We start from the raw sequence: 18,797 nt of genomic DNA, 5'->3' as shown, positions 1-18,797 counted from the left end.
ACATGTCCGCCTACCTCGAGCTCCTCCCCGCCGTCGACATCACCGAGGGCCGCGCCGTCCAGCTCGCCCAGGGCGTCGCCGGCTCCGAGCGCGTGTACGGCGACCCGGTCGCCGCCGCGATGCGCTGGCAGGACGCCGGCGCCGAGTGGCTGCACCTGGTCGACCTCGACGCGGCGTTCGGCCGCGGCACCAACCGTGAGCTCCAGGCGGAGATCGTCGGAGCGCTGGACATCCAGGTCGAGATGAGCGGCGGCATCCGCGACGACGAGTCGCTCGAGGCCGCCCTGGCGACCGGCTGCCGCCGGGTCAACATCGGCACGGCGGCGCTCGAGCAGCCGGAGTGGTGCGCGCGGATCATCGCCGAGCACGGCGACCGGATCGCGATCGGCCTGGACGTCCGCGGCACCACCCTCGCGGCCCGCGGCTGGACCCAGGAGGGCGGCGACCTCTACGAGACGCTGGCCCGTCTCGACTCCGAGGGCTGTGCCCGCTACGTCGTGACCGACGTCAACAAGGACGGCATGCTCCAAGGCCCCAACCTGCAGCTGCTCCGCGACGTCTGCGCGGTCACCGACGCGCCCGTCGTCGCCTCCGGCGGCGTCACCACGCTGGCCGACATCGAGGCGCTGATGGGCCTGGTCGCCGAGGGCGTCGAGGGCGCGATCGCCGGCACCGCGCTGTACGAGGGCCGCTTCACGCTCGAGGACGCGCTCGCGCTCACACAGGGCAGGGCATGAGCCTCGCCGTACGCGTCATCCCGTGCCTCGACGTCGACGCGGGTCGCGTGGTCAAGGGGATCAACTTCCAGGACCTGCGCGACGCCGGCGACCCGGTCGAGCTGGCGCGCCTCTACGACGCCGAGGGCGCCGACGAGCTGACCTTCCTCGACATCTCCGCCTCCCACGAGGGTCGCGCCACGACGATGGAGATCGTCTCGCGCACGGCCGAGGAGGTCTTCATCCCGCTGACCGTCGGCGGGGGAGTGTCGTCGGTCGAGGACGTCGACCGGCTGCTGCGGGCCGGCGCCGACAAGGTCGCCGTCAACACCGCCGCGATCCACCGCCCGGAGCTGGTGGCCGAGATCGCCGACCGGTTCGGCAACCAGGTGCTGGTGCTGTCCGTCGACGCCCGCCGGGCAGCCGGCACGGGGTCGGGCTTCGAGGTGACCACGCACGGCGGTCGCAAGTCCGCCGGTCTCGACGCCGTCGAGTGGGCGGTGCGCGCCGCCGAGCTCGGCGCGGGGGAGATCCTGCTGAACGCGATGGACGCCGACGGCACCCAGGACGGCTTCGACCTGGAGCTGATCCGCGCCGTACGCCGTGAGGTGACCGTCCCCGTGATCGCCTCCGGCGGCGCGGGCGCGGTCGAGCACTTCCCGCCTGCGGTCGACGCCGGCGCCGACGCGGTGCTCGCGGCGACGGTCTTCCACTTCGGCACGCTGCGGATCGCCGACGTCAAGCAGTCGCTGGCGGAGACCGGTCACCCGGTGCGCTGAGCGGCCGGGGTCGGTTCACGGCCCGCCGTAGCCTCCACCGCCCTCGTTGTCGTAGTTCTCGGCGCGCCCCTGGGCGATGGCCGAGGCCCGGTTGACCCGCGAGCCGAGGTGGTCGGCGCGGGGCCAGAAGGCGTAGACGCCGGCCGCCACCACGACGACCGCCACAACGATCCAGATCCACATGGCCCGACGGTAGCGCGAGCGAGCGCTATGCGCCCAGGTCCGCCGCGCGCACGGCGGCGACGGCCTCGTCGGGACCCTCGAGGACCAGGCCGTGGGCGGCGTCGCGGCCGAACAGGAAGAGGACGAGCTCGACCACGTCACCGGTGATGGTGACCGGGTCCGGTCCCTTCTTCGCGACGACCGCGTCACCGGTGTCGGCCCGCCTGAGGACCGTCGCGACGGGGAGCTTGCGAGCGACGAACGCCACGCCCTTGCGCAGCTGGGTCCACAGCAGGTCGACGTCGGCGGGGTCCAGGGTCCGCGGCGTCCAGCCGGGAAGGCCGCGGCGCAGGTCCTCGTGGTGCACGACGTACTCGAAGGTGTTGGCGAGCCGGTCGACCGGGGGGAGCGCGAACATCCCGCCGGGGGAGCGCAGCCGCTCGACGAGGTCGGCGTACTCCCGCCCCTCGTAGCGCCGGCTCGCGCGCTCGGTGAGGCCGGCGAGCGGGGAGATCGTGATGCCCGCGGCGCCGAGAGCGCTCCGCTCGCGGACGAGCAGGTGGACGACGAGGTCCCGGGCGGTCCAGCCGGAGCCCAGCGTCGGGGAGTCCGCGCCCACCTCGAGCGCGAGGTCGCAGAGGTCGGCGCGTTCACGACGGGACAGAGGTGCGGTCACGCGGCAGACAATATGGGACGGCCCGATGTCGGAACGGGGGAATAGCCTGACCGGACGGCGGGGTTCCCCGCGGGCAGTACTGCGATGGACGACCGAGGGTGACGGGTAGGCAGTGAGCAACACGCGCAACAGACGGGGGACGTCGGTCGACGGCTTCCGGGTCCTCGGGGTGGCGATCCGGCGCGAGCCGTGGATCTTCACCCTGTCCACGCTCGGCAGTGTGCTCTTCGGCGCGCTCACCGTGGCCGACGCCTGGGTGCTCGGCTGGTCCACCGACCACGTCGTCCTGCCGGCGTTCGACGACGGCGAGATCGGCGCGGGCCTGCTGGTCGCCGTCCTGGCGCTCTTCCTCGGCGTCGCGCTGCTCCGCGCGGTGGGCATCGTCGCGCGCCGCCTGGGTGCCGGCGTCATGCAGTACCGCATGCAGGCGCACACCCGCCGCGCCGTGACCCGGCAGTACCTCGCACTCCCGATGGAGTGGCACCACCGGCACCCCACCGGGCAGCTGCTCTCCAACGCCAACTCCGACGTCGAGGCCGCCTGGGGCCCGATCGCGCCGCTGCCGATGGCGGTCGGCGTGCTGGTCATGATGGTGATCGCGGTCGCCCAGATGTTCTTCGCCGACGTGGTGATGGCCGTGGTCGGGCTGCTCGTCTTCCCGGCGGTCGTGATCGCCAACCTCGCCTACCAGCGGCTGGCCTCGCCGTTGATGACCAAGGCCCAGCAGCTGCGCGCCGAGCTGAGCGAGGTCGCCCACGAGTCCTTCGACGGCGCCATGGTGGTCAAGACGCTCGGCCGCGAGGCGGAGGAGACGGCCCGCTTCGCCGAGAAGGCCCACCTCCTGCGCGACATCAACATCCGCGCCGGCCGGATCCGTGCCGCGTTCGACCCCACGCTCGCGGCGCTGCCCAACCTCGGCGTCCTCGTCGTGCTGGTGGTCGGCGTCGAGCGCGTCCTCCACGGAGCCGCGCTGCCCGGTGACGTCGTCACGGTCGCCTACCTGCTCACGATCGTCTCCTTCCCGATCCGTGCGATCGGCTGGCTGCTCGGCGAGTTCCCGCGCAGCGTCGTCGGCTACGAGCGGGTGCGCTCCGTGCTGCGGGCCACCGGCGAGATGCGGTACGGCGACGCCACGGTCGACCCCGACCTCGCCACGGGGGCGCGGCTCGAGATCGAGGGCCTCGGCTACCGGTACGACGCCGAGCAGCCGCTGCTCGAGGGCGTCTCGTTCACGGTCGAGCCGGGCCGCACCATCGCGCTGGTCGGCGCCACCGCGTCCGGCAAGAGCACGCTGACGACGCTGATGACGCGCCTGGTCGACCCCGACCAGGGCCGGGTCGTCCTCGACGGCACCGACGTCCGGGACCTCGCCCCCGGTGCGCTCGCCGACGTCGTGTCCCTGGTGCCGCAGACGGCGTTCCTCTTCGACGACACGGTCCGCGGCAACGTCACCCTCGACGCCGACATCTCCGACGACGAGGTCTGGGCCGCGCTGCGCGCCGCGCAGGCCGACGGCTTCGTCGCGGCCCTGCCCGACGGCCTCGACAGCCGGCTCGGCGAGCGCGGCACCTCCCTCTCGGGCGGTCAGCGGCAGCGGATCTCCCTCGCCCGAGCCCTGGTGCGCAAGCCGCGCCTCCTGGTGCTCGACGACGCGACGTCCGCCGTCGACCCGGAGGTCGAGGCCCGCATCCTGGCCGCGCTGCGCGCCTCCGAGCGCGGCAGCAGCCTCGTCGTCGTCGCCTACCGCAAGGCCACGATCGGGCTGGCCGACGAGGTCGTCCACCTCCAGGACGGCCGGATCGCCGACCGCGGCACCCACGCCGAGCTGCTCGACCGCAACCCGGCGTACGCCCGCCTCGTCAACGCCTACGAGCACCAGGCCGCCCCCGGCGAGCTGTTGGAGGACCCGGTATGAGCACCACCGAGACGACCGGCATGGACACCGGCGAGGACATCGGCGCGATCGACACCGTGCGTCGCGGCGTGCAGGTCTCGCCGGAGCTCAAGGAAGGCCTCGGCTGGACGATCGCGCTCGCGTTCCTGGCCGCGACCGGGCAGGTCGTGGTGCCGATCGCGGTGCAGCAGACGCTCGACCGGGGCATCAACGGCGACGGTGGCCCGGATGTCTCGTTCACGGTGCTGATGGGGCTCGCCGCGGCTGCGGCGATCATCCTGGCGAGCTGGGCGTCGTACGCCATGACCACCCGGCTGTTCACCACCTCCGAGCGCGGCTTGGCGACGCTGCGGGTCAAGGCGTTCCGGCACGTCCACGAGCTGCCGGTGCTGACGCAGAACACCGAGCGCCGCGGCGCCCTCGTCTCGCGCGTCACCAGCGACGTCGACCAGGTCAGCCAGTTCCTCGTCTTCGGCGGGCTGCTGCTCATCGTGAGCGTCGGGCAGGTGATCATCGCGACGATCGTGATGCTCTTCTACAGCTGGGAGCTCGCGATCGTCGTGTGGGTGTGCTTCGCGCCCCTCTTCCTCTCCATCCGCTACTTCCAGCGCAAGCTCTCCCAGGCGTACGGCGTGGTCCGGCGCCAGGTCGGCGTGATGCTCTCGGCCATCTCGGAGCCGGTCGTCGGCGCCGCGGTCGTGAAGTCCTACGCGATCGAGGGCCGCACCCAGGCGCGGATCGACGAGGCCATCGACGAGTACAAGGACGCCAGCGTGCGCGCCCAGCAGTTCACGGTCGTGTCGTTCTCGCTGGGCGGCATCTCCGCCGGGCTCGCCAACGCGGCGGTCCTGATCGTGGGCATCCAGCTGGGGCTCAACGTCTGGGGCTTCGCCGAGGACATCACCGCCGGCAAGGTGCTCGCGTTCGCGTTCCTGGTCACGCTGTTCGTCGGGCCGGTGCAGATGGGCACCCAGATCTTCACCGACGCCCAGAACGCGCTGGTCAGCTGGCGCCGCGTCATCGGCATCCTCGAGACCCCGGCCGACCTGGTCGACCTGGGGGAGGACGGGCAGGTGCTGCCGCGGGGGCCGATCGACGTGTCCCTGCGCGACGTCTCCTTCGCCTACCCCGGCGGGCCGCCGGTGCTGCGCGACATCGACCTCGACATCCCGGCCGGCACCCGGATCGCCGTGGTCGGCGAGACCGGCTCCGGCAAGTCCACGATCGCCAAGCTGCTCACCCGGCTGATGGACCCGTCCGACGGCGCGGTGCTGCTCGACGGCATCGACGTGCGCGAGATCGCCCAGGCCTCGCTGCGACGCAGCGTCGTGCTCGTGCCGCAGGAGGGGTTCCTCTTCGACGACACCCTCGCCAGCAACGTGCGCTACGGGCGCCTCGGCGCCACCGCCGAGGAGATGCTCGCCGGCGCCGACGAGCTCGGTCTCGGTGACTGGCTGGCCGGGTTGCCGGCGGGCCTGGACACGCAGGTCGGGCAGCGCGGCGAGTCGCTCTCGGCGGGCGAGCGTCAGCTCGTGGCCCTGCTGCGGGCCCAGCTGGCCGACCCCGACCTGCTGGTCCTCGACGAGGCCACCAGCGCGGTCGACCCCTCGCTCGAGATGCGGATCGGCCGGGCGCTCGAGCGGCTGATGACCGGCCGCACCAGCGTCACCATCGCGCACCGGATGTCCACCGCGGAGAGCGCCGACGAGGTGGTCGTCGTCGACCAGGGCCGCATCGTCCAGCGCGGCCCGCACGCCGTGCTCGTCCAGCAGGAGGGGTCCGTGTACGCCGGGCTGCACGCCAGCTGGGTGTCGCAACAGGGGACAATCGGGTCGTGACCACCCTCGACCCCGACATCGCCGCCCGGCTCAAGCGCACCGACGACGGCCTGGTGGCCGCCGTGGTGCAGCAGCACGACACCGGCGAGGTGCTGATGCTGGGCTGGATGGACGACGAGGCGCTCTCCCGCACGCTGACCACGGGGCGGGCGACGTACTGGAGCCGCTCCCGGCAGGAGTACTGGGCCAAGGGCGACACGTCCGGCCACGTGCAGTGGGTCAAGGAAGTGCGCCTCGACTGCGACGGGGACACCCTGCTGGTCAAGGTCGACCAGGTCGGCGCCGCCTGCCACACCGGCGACCGGACCTGCTTCGACGCCGACCTGCTGACCCCGGCCCCCGACGGCCAGCCCTCCGATGGCTGATCGCCGCCGTACCTTCGGGCCCGTGGTCCTGCTCGGGCTGGCCGCGGGCACCCTGACGGCCGTCGCCGGCGAGAAGCCGGCGGTCGAGGGCTCGGGCGACGCGGGCCGGGCGGTCAGCAGCCAGATGGTGTCCTTCGACGCCCACCTGCCGCTCGTGACCGCCCTCGGGCTGGTCGTGCTGGCGTGCTGGGGCGTGGTGCTGGTGACCCGGGGCCGGGTCCGCCGTGCCGTCGCGGTGCTCGGCAGCGTCGCCGCGGTCGGAGCCCTGGTGGCGGCCGCTGCGGCGTACTCCCAGGTCCCCGACCAGTTCCGCGACGAGCTCGCGCTGGTCGGCATCAGCGGCGCCGACGTCGGTCATACCGCGTGGTACTGGGCAGCCGTGCTGGGCGCCGTCCTGGCCACGGTCGCCGGGGTGCTCGCCGTCGCGTGGACGCCGGCCTGGCCCGAGATGGGCACCCGCTACGACGCGCCCGGCAGTGCCGCTCCGGCCTCGGTCGTGCCGGTCGAGGAGCAGACCAGCCTCGATTTGTGGAAGGCGCTGGACGAGGGGCGCGACCCCACCGAATAGACTGCGCCCGCACTGTCATCCCCCGTGCTCGAGGAGCCTGTATGTCTGACAACCACGGCAACACCCCCGCTGCCTGGACGTTCGTCACCGTCGCCATGCTGGGCTTCGTGGTCGGCGGGGTCGGGATGCTGCTCAGCCCCGTCAACTGGACGATCTTCTGGGTCGGTGTGGCCCTGGCCCTCGCCTCGCTCGTGATCTTCGCGGTGATGGCCAAGCTCGGCTACCACGAGTCGTCGTCGACGCACTGACCCACCGATGACCACCACCGCGCCGTCGCCACCCGGGGTCACCTCCGACGCCAGCCGGTGGGATCGCCTGCGCACGCCGACCTTCGTGATCGGCGGCCTCGCGGTCGCGACCCTGGCCCTCCGGCTGAGGGACCCGCACGAGCACGGCAGCTGGGGCCTGTGCCCCAGCGCGGCGCTGGGCTTCTACTGTCCCGGCTGCGGCGGTCTGCGGGCCGTCAACGACCTCACCCACGGCGACCTGCTGGGTGCCGCGTCCAGCAACCTGGCCTTCGTGGTCGCGCTGCCCTTCATCGTCGCCGGGCTGGCCGTCTGGTTCGTCGGCCGCTGGCGGGGGCGGCCCGTCCGGGTGCCGATGAGCGTGATCACCCCGGTCGCGTACGTCTCTCTCGCGCTGCTGACCGTCTTCACGGTGCTGCGCAACCTCCCCGCCGGGTCCTGGCTCACGCCCTGACCCGGCAGGGGTCGCTCACATGTCCGAGCTGTAGTTGAAGTCGATCGCCCCGCTGGCGGCGAGGATCCAGTAGATGACGCCGAGCACGATGCCGATGATGCCGAGGATGAAGCCCCACTTGGCCAGGCCCTCGCCGGTCTTCGCGCCGGCCGACTCCCGGATGTCCTTCTTGCCGAGCTGTCCGAAGACGACGCCGAGGATGCCGAAGATGAAGCAGCCCCAGAAGCAGGGGATGACGGCCAGGATGCCGAGCACGAGGGCGGCGACCGCCATGCCGGACTTCTTCGGCGGGACCCCGCCGTACGCCGGCGGCGGGGCGCCGTACTGCGGCGGCGGCGGAGGCGGTTCGGAGTAGCTCACAGGTGTTGCCCTTCGATTGTCGGCCGGTCCGTCTCCCGGGCCGTGTTCAGCGGACACTACCCACGGTCGGCCGCTTCATGCCGCGTGAAACACTGGCGTCGCAAGGGTGACCATCCGGCGGGAGAACAGCATGTCCGTGCTCGACGACATCGTCGCCGGTGTGCGCGCCGACCTGTCGGAGCGCGAGGAGCAGACCGGGCTCGCGGACCTGCGGGCCGCGCTCGCCGACGTCGACCCGCCGCGCGACCCGATGCCGCACCTGCGCGCGCCGGGATCCAGCGTGATCGCGGAGGTGAAGCGGCGCAGCCCCAGCAAGGGCGACCTCGCCGACATCCCCGACCCGGCAGAGCTCGCCACGGCGTACGCCGCCGGCGGGGCCGCGGCGATCAGCGTGCTCACGGAGCGGCGTCGCTTCGGCGGCAGCCTCGACGACCTGCGCGCCGTCCGTGCGGCCGTCGACACGCCGGTGCTCCGCAAGGACTTCATCGTCACCAGCTACCAGCTCGTCGAGGCCCGCGCCGCCGGTGCCGACCTCGCGCTGCTGATCGTGGCCGCGCTCGACGACGACACCCTGCGCCGGCTGCACGACGAGGCCCGCGAGCTCGGGCTGACCGTGCTCGTCGAGGTGCACGACGAGGTCGAGACCGAGCGTGCGGTCGCCCTCGGCGCCGAGCTCATCGGGGTCAACGCCCGCAACCTGAAGACGCTCGAGATCCACGACGACACGTTCGGGCGACTCGCGCCCTTGATCCCGGACGACCGGGTCAAGGTCGCCGAGAGCGGCATCTTCGGTCCCGCCGACGTACGCCGCTTCGTCGGCGAGGGGGCCCGCGCGGTCCTGGTCGGCGAGGCACTGGTGAAGGACGGTGACCCGCAGGCAGCGGTCGCCGCGATGACAGGAGTTCAGGCATGACGACCCACCTCCACGCGCCCACGCCGTACGACGCCGACGCGCGCGGCTGGTTCGGCGGGCCCGAGGGCTTCGGCGGCCGCTTCATGCCGGAGGCCCTGGTCGCCGCTCTCGACGAGCTCACCGTCGCTTGGCAGGACGCGATGGCCGACCCGGCGTTCCTCGCGGAGTTCGACGCGATTCTGCGCGACTACGCCGGCGTGCCGAGCTCGCTCTACTTCGCCGAGCGCCTCAGCGACAAGGTCGGCGCCCGGATCCTGCTCAAGCGCGAGGACCTCAACCACACCGGCGCCCACAAGATCCGCAACGTCCTCGGCCAGGCCCTGCTCACCAAGCGGATGGGCAAGACCCGGGTGATCGCCGAGACCGGGGCCGGCCAGCACGGTGTCGCGAGCGCGACCGCTGCGGCGTACTTCGGGCTCGACTGCACCGTCTACATGGGCTCGGTCGACACCAAGCGCCAGGCGCTCAACGTCGCCCGGATGCACCTCCTCGGCGCGAAGGTGGTCGCCGTCGACTCCGGCAGCGCCACGCTCAAGGACGCGATCAACGAGGCGCTGCGCGACTGGGTCTCCAGCGTCGACCACACGGCGTACCTCTTCGGCACCGCCGCCGGACCGCACCCCTTCCCGACCATGGTCCGCGAGTTCTGCCGCGGGATCGGCGACGAGGCGCGCGCGCAGGTCCTTGAGCAGTACGGCGCGCTGCCGGACGCGATCGTCGCGTGCGTCGGTGGCGGCTCCAACGCGATCGGCCTCTTCACCGCCTTCCTCGAGGACGAGGACGTCGCGATCTACGGGTTCGAGGCCGGGGGAGACGGCTTCGAGACCGGTCGGCACGCGGCGACGATCCACGCCGGCGAGCGGGGAGTCCTGCACGGCGCGCGCACGTTCGTGCTCCAGGACGAGGACGGCCAGACCGTCGAGTCCCACTCGATCTCCGCCGGGCTCGACTACCCGGGTGTCGGCCCGCAGCACTCCTACCTCGCCGACATCGGGCGCGCGACGTACGAGCCGGTCACCGACGCCGAGGCCATGGACGCGATGGCGCTGCTGGCGCGCACCGAGGGGATCATCCCGGCGATCGAGTCGGCCCACGCGCTCGCCGGCGCGCTCCGGCTCGCCGAGGGGCGGCAGGGCCAGACGATCCTGGTCAACCTCTCGGGCCGCGGCGACAAGGACATGGGCACGGCGCTGGAGTACTTCCACCTCGGCGAGGCCGACGCCGAGACCGGAGACGTGGAATGAGCGTCAGCACCGCCTTCGAGAAGGCCAGGGCCGACGGCCGCGCCGCGCTCATCGGCTACCTGCCGGCCGGCTACCCCGACGTCGACGGCTCGATCGAGGCCCTCAAGGCCATGGTCGCCGCGGGGTGCGACGTCATCGAGGTGGGTCTGGCCTACAGCGATCCCGTCATGGACGGGCCGGTCATCCAGGCCGCCGTGCAGCACGCGCTGGAGGGCGGCGTGCGCACCGACGACGTGTTCCGGGTGGTCGAGGCCGTCGCCGCGACCGGCACCCCCACGTTGGTGATGACCAGCTGGAACCCCGTCGAGCGTCACGGCGTCGAGCGGTTCGCCCAGCGCCTGCACGACGCGGGAGGCGCAGGCCTGATCACCCCCGACGTGACGCCGGAGGTCGTGCCCGAGTGGATCGCGGCCGCCGACGCACGAGACCTGGACAAGGTCTTCCTCGTGGCGCCCTCCTCGACCGACGAGCGGATCGCGATGACCACGAGCAACTGCCGCGGCTTCGTCTACGCCACCGGCATCATGGGCGTCACCGGCACCACCCAGGCCACCGCTGCCGGAGTGGCGCCGCTGATCGCCCGGACCCGGCTCACCACCCAGCTCCCGATCGGCGTCGGCGTCGGGGTCAGCACCGGTGCCCAGGCGGCCGAGCTCTCTGAGCACGTCGACGGGGTGATCGTGGGCACCGCCTTCGTCCGCGCGCTGGACTCCGGCCTGCCCGCACTGACGGCGCTGACCGAGGAGCTCGCCGCCGGGGTACGGCGTGCGTAGGGCGCTCGTCGCCCTGGCTCTGCTCCTCACGCTCGCGGCCTGTGGCAGCGACGGCGGCACCACGGGCGGGCTGCACGGCACCACCCTGGACCCGCCGTTCGAGGTCGCCGCGACTCCGCTCACGGATGCCGACGGCCAGCCGTTCTCGCTGACCAAGGACACCGACAAGCCGCTGACCCTGGTCTTCTACGGCTACACCCACTGCCCGGACATCTGCCAGACGGTGATGTCCAACCTGGCCTCGGCGATGACGCGCCTCGACGACTCGGACCGGGACCGGGTGGACGTCGTGTTCGTGACCACGGACCCGGCACGCGACACCGAGAAGGTGCTGAAGAAGTACCTCGCCCACTTCGACCCGGCCTTCATCGGGCTCACCGGCGACCTCGACACGATCGTCTCCGTCGCCAAGCCGATGGGCGTCGGGATCACGCTGGGGGAGAAGCTCCCGTCGGGTGGCTACGACGTCACGCACGGCACCACCATCACCGGGATCGACGCCGACGACGAGGGCACGGTCTACTGGAGCGAGGCGACCTCCTCCGCCGACTTCGCCGCCGACATCCACCACCTGCTCGACAAGGACCCCGCGTGAGCGTGCTGACCACCGTGCTGTCGATCCCCAGCCCCGACTCCGGGGTCTGGTACGTCGGGCCGTTCCCCCTGCGCGGCTACGCCCTCGCGATCATCGCCGGCATCGTCGCCGCGATCTGGATCGGCGAGCGGCGCTGGGTCGCCCGCGGCGGCCAGCCGGGGGACATCCAGGACATCGCGATCTGGGCGGTGCCGTTCGGGCTGGTCGGCGGCCGGCTCTACCACGTCATCACCGACCACGACCTCTACTTCGGCGCCGGCCAGCACCCGATCGACGCGCTCTACGTCTGGCGCGGTGGGCTCGGGATCTGGGGCTCGATCGCGCTCGGCGCCGTCGGCGCGATCATCGGCGCGCGCCGCAAGGGCATCAGGCTGCTGCCGGTGCTGGACGCGATGGCGCCCGGCGTCCTCGTCGCGCAGGCGTTCGGCCGCTGGGGCAACTGGTTCAACCAGGAGCTGTTCGGCAAGCCGACCGACCTCCCCTGGGGCCTGTCGGTCAGCGACAGGACGGCGGTCAACGCCGGCTACCCGCCGGGCACGACGTTCCACCCGACGTTCCTCTACGAGAGCCTGTGGTGCCTGGCCGCCTTCGGGATCCTGGTCTGGGCCGACCGCAGGTTCCGCCTCGGGCACGGCCGCGTCGTCGCGCTCTACATCATGCTCTACACGATCGCCCGCGGCTGGATCGAGATGCTGCGCATCGACAACGTCGAGCTCAACGACGTCTGGGGTCTCCGGCTCAACGTCTGGACCTCGATCGTCCTCTTCGTCGCGGGCCTGGTCTGGTTCGTCGTCAGCGCCCGGCGGTGGCCGGGCCGGGAGGAGCAGGTGTACGTCGACGGCCGCGGGCCTGCCGCGGAGGACGGTCCCGACGGCGGGACGGGTGGCGAGTCGCCGGAGCCCGACGTACCCTCCGAGGAGGCGGACGCCCCACCCGGCACCCGTCCCTCGACCGAGTGACCGGACCCACCCGTCCGGGGGCCGTCCACGGCCGTAACTGCGGCGAGAAGTCCGCCCCGCGGGTGTTAACCTTTTCCTTCCGCTAGGGCCAATGTCGTCCCCTGCAAGACCTTGCACTGATGAACCGCCGGCGCCGGCCTCGACAACGTCGTGGAGTCCGCGCGGCGCTGAAGACGACGGGAGAATGCCCGGTGCCCTACTCGCACGCATTCCCGCCGCCCCAAGGGCTCTACGACCCCCGCCACGAGCACGACGCGTGTGGTGTGGCCTTCGTCGCGACCCTGACCGGCGTCGCCAGCCACGACATCGTGGCCAAGGCACTGACCGCGCTCCGCAACCTCGACCACCGAGGTGCTGCGGGCGCGGAGGTCAACTCCGGCGATGGTGCCGGCATCCTGCTGCAGGTCCCGGACGCGTTCCTGCGTGCCGTCGTGGACTTCGAGCTCCCCGCTCAGCACGCGTACGCCGTCGGCACCGCGTTCCTGCCGGGTGACGCCGAGGAGATCGGCAAGACCCGGCGCCGGATCGAGGAGATCGCCGCCGAGGAGGGCCTGACCGTCCTCGGCTGGCGCGACGTCCCGGTCGAGCCCGAGGGCCTCGGCCAGATGGCGCTCGGTGTGATGCCGGCCTTCGCGCAGCTGTTCGTGGCCGGCGCGGGCACCCGGGTGACCGGGATGGCGCTGGAGCGGCTGGCCTTCTGCCTGCGCAAGCGCGCCGAGCACGAGACCGACGTCTACTTCCCGTCGCTGTCGTCGCGCACCCTCGCCTACAAGGGCATGCTGACGACCAACCAGCTCGACACGTTCTTCCCCGACCTCGTCGACGAGCGCATCGCCTCGGCGCTGGCCGTCGTGCACTCGCGGTTCTCGACCAACACCTTCCCGAGCTGGCCGCTGGCCCACCCGTTCCGGTTCATCGCCCACAACGGCGAGATCAACACGGTCATGGGCAACCGCAACTGGATGCGCGCCCGCGAGGCCCTGCTGTCCTCCGACGTCATCCCGGGCGACCTGGACCGGCTGTTCCCGATCTGTACGCCGGGCGCCTCCGACTCGGCGTCCTTCGACGAGGTCCTCGAGCTGCTGCACATGGGCGGCCGCTCGCTGCCCCACTCGGTGCTGATGATGATCCCCGAGGCGTGGGAGAACCACACCGAGATGGACGCCAAGCGCCGCTCGTTCTACCGGTTCCACTCCACCGTCATGGAGCCGTGGGACGGCCCGGCCGCCGTCGTCTTCACTGACGGCTCGCAGATCGGCGCCGTGCTGGACCGCAACGGCCTGCGCCCGTCGCGCTACTGGGTCACCGACGACGGCCTCGTCGTCCTGGCCTCCGAGGTCGGCGTCCTGGACCTCGACCCGGCCACGATCGTCCGCAAGGGCCGGCTCCAGCCGGGCCGGATGTTCCTCGTGGACACGGACGAGCACCGGATCATCGAGGACGAGGAGATCAAGACCCAGCTCGCCTCGGAGCACCCGTACGACGAGTGGCTGCACGCTGGCCTGATCGACCTCGCCGACGTCACCGAGCGCGAGCACATCATCCACACCCACGCGTCCGTCACGCGTCGGCAGCAGGTCTTCGGCTACACCGAGGAGGAGCTGCGGGTCATCCTCACGCCGATGGCCAACGGCGGCGGCGAGCCGCTCGGCTCGATGGGCACCGACACGCCCATCGCGTCGCTGAGCGAGAAGCCGCGCCTGCTGTTCGACTACTTCAGCCAGCTCTTCGCCCAGGTCACCAACCCGCCCCTCGACGCGATCCGCGAGGAGCTGGTGACCTCGCTGGCCGGCAGCATCGGCCCGGAGGCCAACCTGCTCGAGCCGGCCCCGGCGTCCTGCCGGATGGTCGTGCTGCCCTTCCCGGTGATCTCCAACGACGACCTGGCCAAGATCCGTCACATCAACCGTGACGGCGACATGCCGGGCTTCATCACCCACGTCTCGCGCGGCCTCTACCCGGTCGAGGGCGGGGGAGCGGCGATGGCCGAGCGGATCGACGAGATCTGCGCGGAGGTCTCCGCCGCGATCGCCGACGGCGCCCGCATCATCGTGCTGTCCGACCGGCACTCCACCGCCGAGCACGCCCCGATCCCGTCGCTGCTGCTCACCGGCGCCGTGCACCACCACCTGGTGCGCGAGAAGACCCGCACCCAGGTCGGGCTGCTGGTCGAGGCGGGCGACGTCCGCGAGGTGCACCACGTCGCCCTGCTCGTCGGGTACGGCGCGGCCGCGGTCAACCCCTACCTGGCGATGGAGTCCGTCGAGGACCTGGCCCGGGAGGGCTACTACGTCAGCGCGGAGCCGGAGCAGGCGGTCAAGAACCTGATCAAGGCGCTCGGCAAGGGCGTCCTGAAGGTGATGTCCAAGATGGGCGTCTCCACGGTCGCGTCCTACACCGGCGCGCAGATCTTCGAGGCGGTCGGCCTGTCGCAGGCGGTCGTCGACCGGTACTTCACCGGCACCACCTCCAAGCTCGGCGGCATCGAGCTCGACACGATCGCCGAGGAGGTCGCGCGTCGCCACGCCACGGCGTACCCCCGCGGTGGCATCCTGCCGGCGCACCGCGAGCTCGAGATCGGCGGCGAGTACCAGTGGCGCCGCGAGGGCGAGCCGCACCTGTTCGACCCCGAGACCGTCTTCCGGCTGCAGCACGCCACGCGCAGCGGCCGCTACGACATCTTCAAGCAGTACACCGCGCGGGTGAACGACCAGTCCGAGCGCCTGATGACGATCCGCGGCCTGTTCGCGTTCAAGGACGCGGACGGGTCCGGCCGGCAGCCGATCCCGATCGAGGAGGTCGAGCCGGTCTCCGAGATCGTGAAGCGGTTCTCGACCGGCGCGATGTCCTACGGCTCGATCAGCAAGGAGGCGCACGAGACCCTCGCGATCGCCATGAACCGGCTGGGCGCCAAGTCCAACACCGGTGAGGGCGGCGAGGACCCGGACCGGCTCTACGACCCCGAGCGCCGCAGCTCGATCAAGCAGGTCGCGTCCGGCCGCTTCGGGGTCACGTCGGAGTACCTCACCAACGCCGACGACATCCAGATCAAGATGGCGCAGGGCGCCAAGCCCGGCGAGGGCGGCCAGCTGCCCGGCAACAAGGTCTACCCGTGGGTGGCCAAGACCCGGCACTCGACGCCGGGCGTGGGGCTGATCAGCCCGCCGCCGCACCACGACATCTACTCGATCGAGGACCTCGCGCAGCTGATCCACGACCTCAAGAACGCCAACCCGCAGGCCCGCGTGCACGTCAAGCTGGTCTCCGAGGTCGGTGTCGGCACGGTCGCGGCGGGCGTCTCGAAGGCGCACGCCGACGTCGTCCTGATCTCCGGGCACGACGGTGGCACGGGTGCCGCGCCGCTGACGTCGCTCAAGCACGCTGGCGGCCCCTGGGAGCTCGGCCTCGCCGAGACCCAGCAGACCCTGCTGCTCAACGGGCTGCGCGACCGGATCGTCGTGCAGGCCGACGGCCAGCTCAAGACCGGCCGTGACGTCGTCATCGCCGCGCTGCTCGGCGCGGAGGAGTTCGGCTTCGCGTCGGCACCGCTGGTCGTCTCCGGCTGCATCATGATGCGGGTCTGCCACCTCGACACCTGCCCCGTGGGTGTGGCGACGCAGAACCCCGTCCTGCGCGAGCGCTTCTCCGGCAAGCCGGAGTTCGTCGTGAACTTCTTCCAGTTCATCGCCGAGGAGGTGCGCGAGATCCTGGCCGAGCTGGGCTTCCGCACCATCGAGGAGGCGATCGGACAGGTCGGCGCGCTCGACACCCGCTCCGCGGTCGACCACTGGAAGGCCGCGGGTCTCGACCTGTCCCCGGTGCTGCACCAGCCGGACCGCTCGGCGTTCCCCGACCAGGACCTCTACCGCACGAGGTCGCAGGACCACGGACTCGAGAAGTCGCTCGACGTCACCCAGCTGGTGCCCCTGGCCCAGCCGGCGATCGACAGCGGCGAGCCGGTCCGTGCCCAGGTCGCGATCCGCAACGTCAACCGCACCGTCGGCACGATCCTCGGCCACGAGGTCACCAAGAAGTACGGCGCCGACGGCCTGCCCGACGGCACCATCGACATCACGTTCACCGGCTCGGCCGGCCAGTCGTTCGGTGCGTTCGTGCCCCGGGGCATCACCCTGCGGCTCGAGGGCGACGCCAACGACTACGTCGGCAAGGGGCTGTCGGGCGGGCGGATCGTCGTGCGCCCCGACCGCAAGGCGACATTCCACAGCAACGAGCAGATCATCGCCGGCAACACGATCGCGTACGGCGCGACCTCCGGCCAGATCTTCCTGCGCGGCGGGGTCGGTGAGCGGTTCGCCGTCCGCAACTCCGGCGCGTGGCTGGTCAACGAGGGCGTGGGCGACCACGGCTGCGAGTACATGACCGGCGGCCGCGTCGTCGTCCTCGGCAAGACCGGGCGCAACTTCGCGGCCGGCATGTCGGGCGGCGTCGCCTGGGTGCTCGACCTCAAGGCGCACCGCGTCAACACGGAGCTCGTCGAGCTCGGCCCGGTGAGCGGCAACGCCGCCGTCGAGCTCGAGGGGCTGGTCCGCGCGCACCTCGAGGAGACCGGATCCACGGTCGCCGAGGAGCTGCTCGCCGACTGGGACACGGCCCTGACGCGGTTCACCGAGGTCATGCCGTCCGACTACCGCAAGTCCCTCGAGGCGAAGGCCAAGGCCGAGGAGGCCGGCCTCGACGAGGACGAGACCGCCCACGCGATGATGGAGGCGCTCCATGGCTGATCCCCGCGGATTCTTGAAGGAAGGCCGCAAGGTCGCGGACCGCCGCCCGGTCGAGGAGCGCATCCACGACTGGAACGAGGTCTACCCCGGCAGCGCCGGGCGCGCCCTGCTGCCGATCATCACGCAGCAGGCGGGCCGCTGCATGGACTGCGGCATCCCGTTCTGCCACCAGGGCTGCCCGCTCGGCAACATCATCCCCGAGTGGAACGACCTGGTCTGGCGGGACGACTGGGAGGGCGCGATCGAGCGCCTGCACGCGACCAACAACTTCCCTGAGTTCACCGGTCGCCTCTGCCCGGCGCCCTGCGAGACCGCCTGCGTCCTGGGCATCAACCAGGACCCGGTGACGATCAAGAACGTCGAGGTCTCGATCATCGACAAGGCGTGGGAGTCCGGCCTGGTCCGGCCCCAGCCGCCGGAGTGGCTCTCGGGCCGCACCGTGGCCGTGATCGGGTCCGGCCCGGCCGGACTGGCCGCCGCCCAGCAGCTCACCCGCGCCGGCCACACCGTCGCGGTCTACGAGCGTGCGGACAAGATCGGCGGCCTGCTGCGCTACGGCATCCCCGAGTTCAAGATGGAGAAGAAGCACCTCGACAAGCGTCTGGAGCAGATGCGTCGCGAGGGCACCGTCTTCCGGGCCGGGGTGGACGTGGGCTCCGCCCTCGGGGCCGACAAGCTCCGGGAGCGGTACGACGCCGTCGTGCTCGCCATGGGCGCCACCGAGCCCCGCGACCTCGGCGTCACCGGCCGTGAGCTCGGCGGCATCCACCAGGCCATGGAGTTCCTCCCGCAGGCCAACCGGGTCGCGCTCGGCGAAGAGGTCGAGGGCCAGATCCTCGCGACCGGCAAGCACGTCGTCATCATCGGCGGCGGCGACACCGGAGCCGACTGCCTCGGCACGTCCACCCGTCAGGGCGCGGCGTCGATCACGCAGCTCGAGATCATGCCGGAGCCGCCGGAGTCCCGGCCGGCGGGCCAGCCCTGGCCGACGTACCCGATGACCTTCAAGGTGTCCTCGGCCCACGAGGAGGCGGGGGAGCGGATCTACGCCGTCTCCACCAAGGAGTTCCTCGGCGACGAGGACGGCAACGTCCGCGCGCTGCGGCTCGTCGACGTGGTCTTCGAGGGCGGCAAGCTCACCGAGATCGAGGGCACCGAGCGCGACATCCCGGCCGAGCTGGTGCTGTTCGCGATGGGCTTCCTGGGTCCGGAGAAGTCGGGCCTCGTGGAGCAGCTCGGCGTCGACCTCGACGAGCGCGGCAACATCAAGCGCGACCTGACCTACGCGTCCTCGGTGCCCGGTGTGTTCGTCGCCGGCGACGCGGGCCGCGGCCAGTCGCTCATCGTCTGGGCGATCGCCGAGGGGCGGGCCGCCGCGGCCGCCGTGGACACCTTCCTGACCGGTTCCACGACCCTCCCGGCGCCGATCAAGCCGACCGAACGGCCGCTCGTCGTCTGAACAGTCGGTAACGGGGCCGGAGTTAGGTCTTTGAACGATCAAAGTCGCGGTAGGC

At 71.8% G+C, this 18,797-nt stretch carries 18 protein-coding genes; 15 read left to right on the top strand and 3 right to left on the bottom strand.

Features of this window, described 5'->3' with window-relative positions; all coding sequences use genetic code 11:
* Nucleotides 1-2: 2 nt before the first annotated feature.
* On the top strand, nucleotides 3-737 hold the full coding sequence (gene priA, locus ABEA34_RS23430) for a bifunctional 1-(5-phosphoribosyl)-5-((5-phosphoribosylamino)methylideneamino)imidazole-4-carboxamide isomerase/phosphoribosylanthranilate isomerase PriA (protein ID WP_345524179.1): 735 nt from the start codon (nucleotides 3-5) through the stop codon (nucleotides 735-737).
* Nucleotides 734-1,495, top strand: coding sequence for an imidazole glycerol phosphate synthase subunit HisF (gene hisF, locus ABEA34_RS23425; protein WP_345524178.1), 762 nt, complete (start codon nucleotides 734-736; stop codon nucleotides 1,493-1,495). Before priA ends, hisF begins: the two co-directional genes overlap by 4 nt.
* Nucleotides 1,496-1,510: 15 nt before the next feature.
* Here hisF and ABEA34_RS23420 read toward each other — a convergent pair whose 3' ends face one another.
* The gene (locus ABEA34_RS23420) at nucleotides 1,511-1,678 is read right to left on the bottom strand and encodes a hypothetical protein (RefSeq protein WP_345524177.1); all 168 of its coding nucleotides are present in this window, start codon (nucleotides 1,676-1,678) and stop codon (nucleotides 1,511-1,513) included.
* A 25-nt stretch (nucleotides 1,679-1,703) separates the two neighbouring features.
* Nucleotides 1,704-2,333 carry a TIGR03085 family metal-binding protein gene (locus tag ABEA34_RS23415; protein ID WP_345524176.1) on the bottom strand — a complete coding sequence of 210 codons (630 nt, stop codon included), beginning with the start codon at nucleotides 2,331-2,333 and terminating at the stop codon, nucleotides 1,704-1,706.
* Nucleotides 2,334-2,445: 112 nt separating this feature from the next.
* Here ABEA34_RS23415 and ABEA34_RS23410 point away from each other — a divergent pair, with 112 nt between their 5' ends.
* Genes ABEA34_RS23410 through ABEA34_RS23385 form a run of 6 tightly spaced genes read left to right on the top strand, consistent with a single transcriptional unit; the run spans nucleotide 2,446 to nucleotide 7,697 of the window.
* Nucleotides 2,446-4,248: an ABC transporter ATP-binding protein gene (locus ABEA34_RS23410; RefSeq protein ID WP_345524175.1), complete on the top strand. Its 1,803-nt coding sequence runs from the start codon at nucleotides 2,446-2,448 to the stop codon at nucleotides 4,246-4,248.
* Nucleotides 4,245-6,065 (top strand): ABC transporter ATP-binding protein, encoded by a 1,821-nt coding sequence (locus tag ABEA34_RS23405; RefSeq protein WP_345524174.1) that lies wholly within the window; start codon nucleotides 4,245-4,247, stop codon nucleotides 6,063-6,065. The genes ABEA34_RS23410 and ABEA34_RS23405 overlap by 4 nt, the downstream gene beginning before the upstream one ends.
* A complete protein-coding gene (gene hisI / locus ABEA34_RS23400; RefSeq protein ID WP_345524173.1) occupies nucleotides 6,062-6,430 on the top strand; it encodes a phosphoribosyl-AMP cyclohydrolase in 369 nt (122 codons plus the stop codon). The genes ABEA34_RS23405 and hisI overlap by 4 nt, the downstream gene beginning before the upstream one ends.
* Before the next feature lie 22 nt (nucleotides 6,431-6,452).
* Nucleotides 6,453-6,998, top strand: coding sequence for a Trp biosynthesis-associated membrane protein (locus tag ABEA34_RS23395; RefSeq protein WP_345524172.1), 546 nt, complete (start codon nucleotides 6,453-6,455; stop codon nucleotides 6,996-6,998).
* Nucleotides 6,999-7,039: 41 nt separating this feature from the next.
* A complete protein-coding gene (locus tag ABEA34_RS23390; RefSeq protein ID WP_345524171.1) occupies nucleotides 7,040-7,246 on the top strand; it encodes an HGxxPAAW family protein in 207 nt (68 codons plus the stop codon).
* A gap of 7 nt (nucleotides 7,247-7,253) precedes the next feature.
* Nucleotides 7,254-7,697, top strand: a complete 444-nt coding sequence (locus tag ABEA34_RS23385; RefSeq protein ID WP_345524170.1) for a DUF2752 domain-containing protein — start codon at nucleotides 7,254-7,256, stop codon at nucleotides 7,695-7,697.
* 15 nt (nucleotides 7,698-7,712) lie between these two features.
* Here the strand turns inward: ABEA34_RS23385 and ABEA34_RS23380 are convergent, their stop codons facing one another.
* Entirely contained in the window at nucleotides 7,713-8,057 is a 345-nt protein-coding gene (locus ABEA34_RS23380; protein ID WP_345524169.1) for a DUF4190 domain-containing protein, read from the bottom strand.
* 130 nt (nucleotides 8,058-8,187) lie between these two features.
* On the opposite strand from ABEA34_RS23380, the gene trpC reads away from it, so the two are divergent.
* From trpC to ABEA34_RS23345, 7 genes are all read left to right on the top strand, one after another.
* Nucleotides 8,188-8,970, top strand: a complete 783-nt coding sequence (trpC, locus tag ABEA34_RS23375; protein ID WP_345524168.1) for an indole-3-glycerol phosphate synthase TrpC — start codon at nucleotides 8,188-8,190, stop codon at nucleotides 8,968-8,970.
* Nucleotides 8,967-10,214, top strand: a complete 1,248-nt coding sequence (gene trpB, locus ABEA34_RS23370) for a tryptophan synthase subunit beta (protein WP_345524167.1) — start codon at nucleotides 8,967-8,969, stop codon at nucleotides 10,212-10,214. The genes trpC and trpB overlap by 4 nt, the downstream gene beginning before the upstream one ends.
* Nucleotides 10,211-10,987 carry a tryptophan synthase subunit alpha gene (trpA, locus tag ABEA34_RS23365; RefSeq protein WP_345524166.1) on the top strand — a complete coding sequence of 259 codons (777 nt, stop codon included), beginning with the start codon at nucleotides 10,211-10,213 and terminating at the stop codon, nucleotides 10,985-10,987. The genes trpB and trpA overlap by 4 nt, the downstream gene beginning before the upstream one ends.
* Complete coding sequence (locus tag ABEA34_RS23360; protein WP_345524164.1) at nucleotides 10,980-11,582, top strand: SCO family protein; 603 nt, start codon at nucleotides 10,980-10,982, stop codon at nucleotides 11,580-11,582. The genes trpA and ABEA34_RS23360 overlap by 8 nt, the downstream gene beginning before the upstream one ends.
* Nucleotides 11,579-12,541, top strand: a complete 963-nt coding sequence (gene lgt / locus ABEA34_RS23355; protein ID WP_345524163.1) for a prolipoprotein diacylglyceryl transferase — start codon at nucleotides 11,579-11,581, stop codon at nucleotides 12,539-12,541. The genes ABEA34_RS23360 and lgt overlap by 4 nt, the downstream gene beginning before the upstream one ends.
* Nucleotides 12,542-12,732: 191 nt before the next feature.
* On the top strand, nucleotides 12,733-17,283 hold the full coding sequence (gltB, locus tag ABEA34_RS23350) for a glutamate synthase large subunit (RefSeq protein ID WP_345524162.1): 4,551 nt from the start codon (nucleotides 12,733-12,735) through the stop codon (nucleotides 17,281-17,283).
* Complete coding sequence (locus tag ABEA34_RS23345) at nucleotides 17,276-18,742, top strand: glutamate synthase subunit beta (protein WP_345524161.1); 1,467 nt, start codon at nucleotides 17,276-17,278, stop codon at nucleotides 18,740-18,742. The genes gltB and ABEA34_RS23345 overlap by 8 nt, the downstream gene beginning before the upstream one ends.
* Nucleotides 18,743-18,797: the final 55 nt, after the last annotated feature.

Origin of the sequence: Nocardioides conyzicola, from assembly GCF_039543825.1 — a bacterium.
GTDB classification, from domain to species: domain Bacteria; phylum Actinomycetota; class Actinomycetes; order Propionibacteriales; family Nocardioidaceae; genus Nocardioides; species Nocardioides conyzicola.
Note: the sequence above shows the minus strand (reverse complement) of the source record. Positions and strands in the feature narration are given on the sequence as shown.

Coding starts and splice junctions, on each gene's coding strand:
- ABEA34_RS23405 (WP_345524174.1), top strand. CDS start 4,245: ATGAGCACCACCGAGACGACCGGCATGGACACCGGCGAGGACATCGGC.
- ABEA34_RS23390 (WP_345524171.1), top strand. CDS start 7,040: ATGTCTGACAACCACGGCAACACCCCCGCTGCCTGGACGTTCGTCACC.
- trpA (WP_345524166.1), top strand. CDS start 10,211: ATGAGCGTCAGCACCGCCTTCGAGAAGGCCAGGGCCGACGGCCGCGCC.
- ABEA34_RS23420 (WP_345524177.1), bottom strand. CDS start 1,678: ATGTGGATCTGGATCGTTGTGGCGGTCGTCGTGGTGGCGGCCGGCGTC.
- priA (WP_345524179.1), top strand. CDS start 3: ATGTCCGCCTACCTCGAGCTCCTCCCCGCCGTCGACATCACCGAGGGC.
- ABEA34_RS23345 (WP_345524161.1), top strand. CDS start 17,276: ATGGCTGATCCCCGCGGATTCTTGAAGGAAGGCCGCAAGGTCGCGGAC.
- ABEA34_RS23385 (WP_345524170.1), top strand. CDS start 7,254: ATGACCACCACCGCGCCGTCGCCACCCGGGGTCACCTCCGACGCCAGC.
- hisF (WP_345524178.1), top strand. CDS start 734: ATGAGCCTCGCCGTACGCGTCATCCCGTGCCTCGACGTCGACGCGGGT.
- trpB (WP_345524167.1), top strand. CDS start 8,967: ATGACGACCCACCTCCACGCGCCCACGCCGTACGACGCCGACGCGCGC.
- trpC (WP_345524168.1), top strand. CDS start 8,188: ATGTCCGTGCTCGACGACATCGTCGCCGGTGTGCGCGCCGACCTGTCG.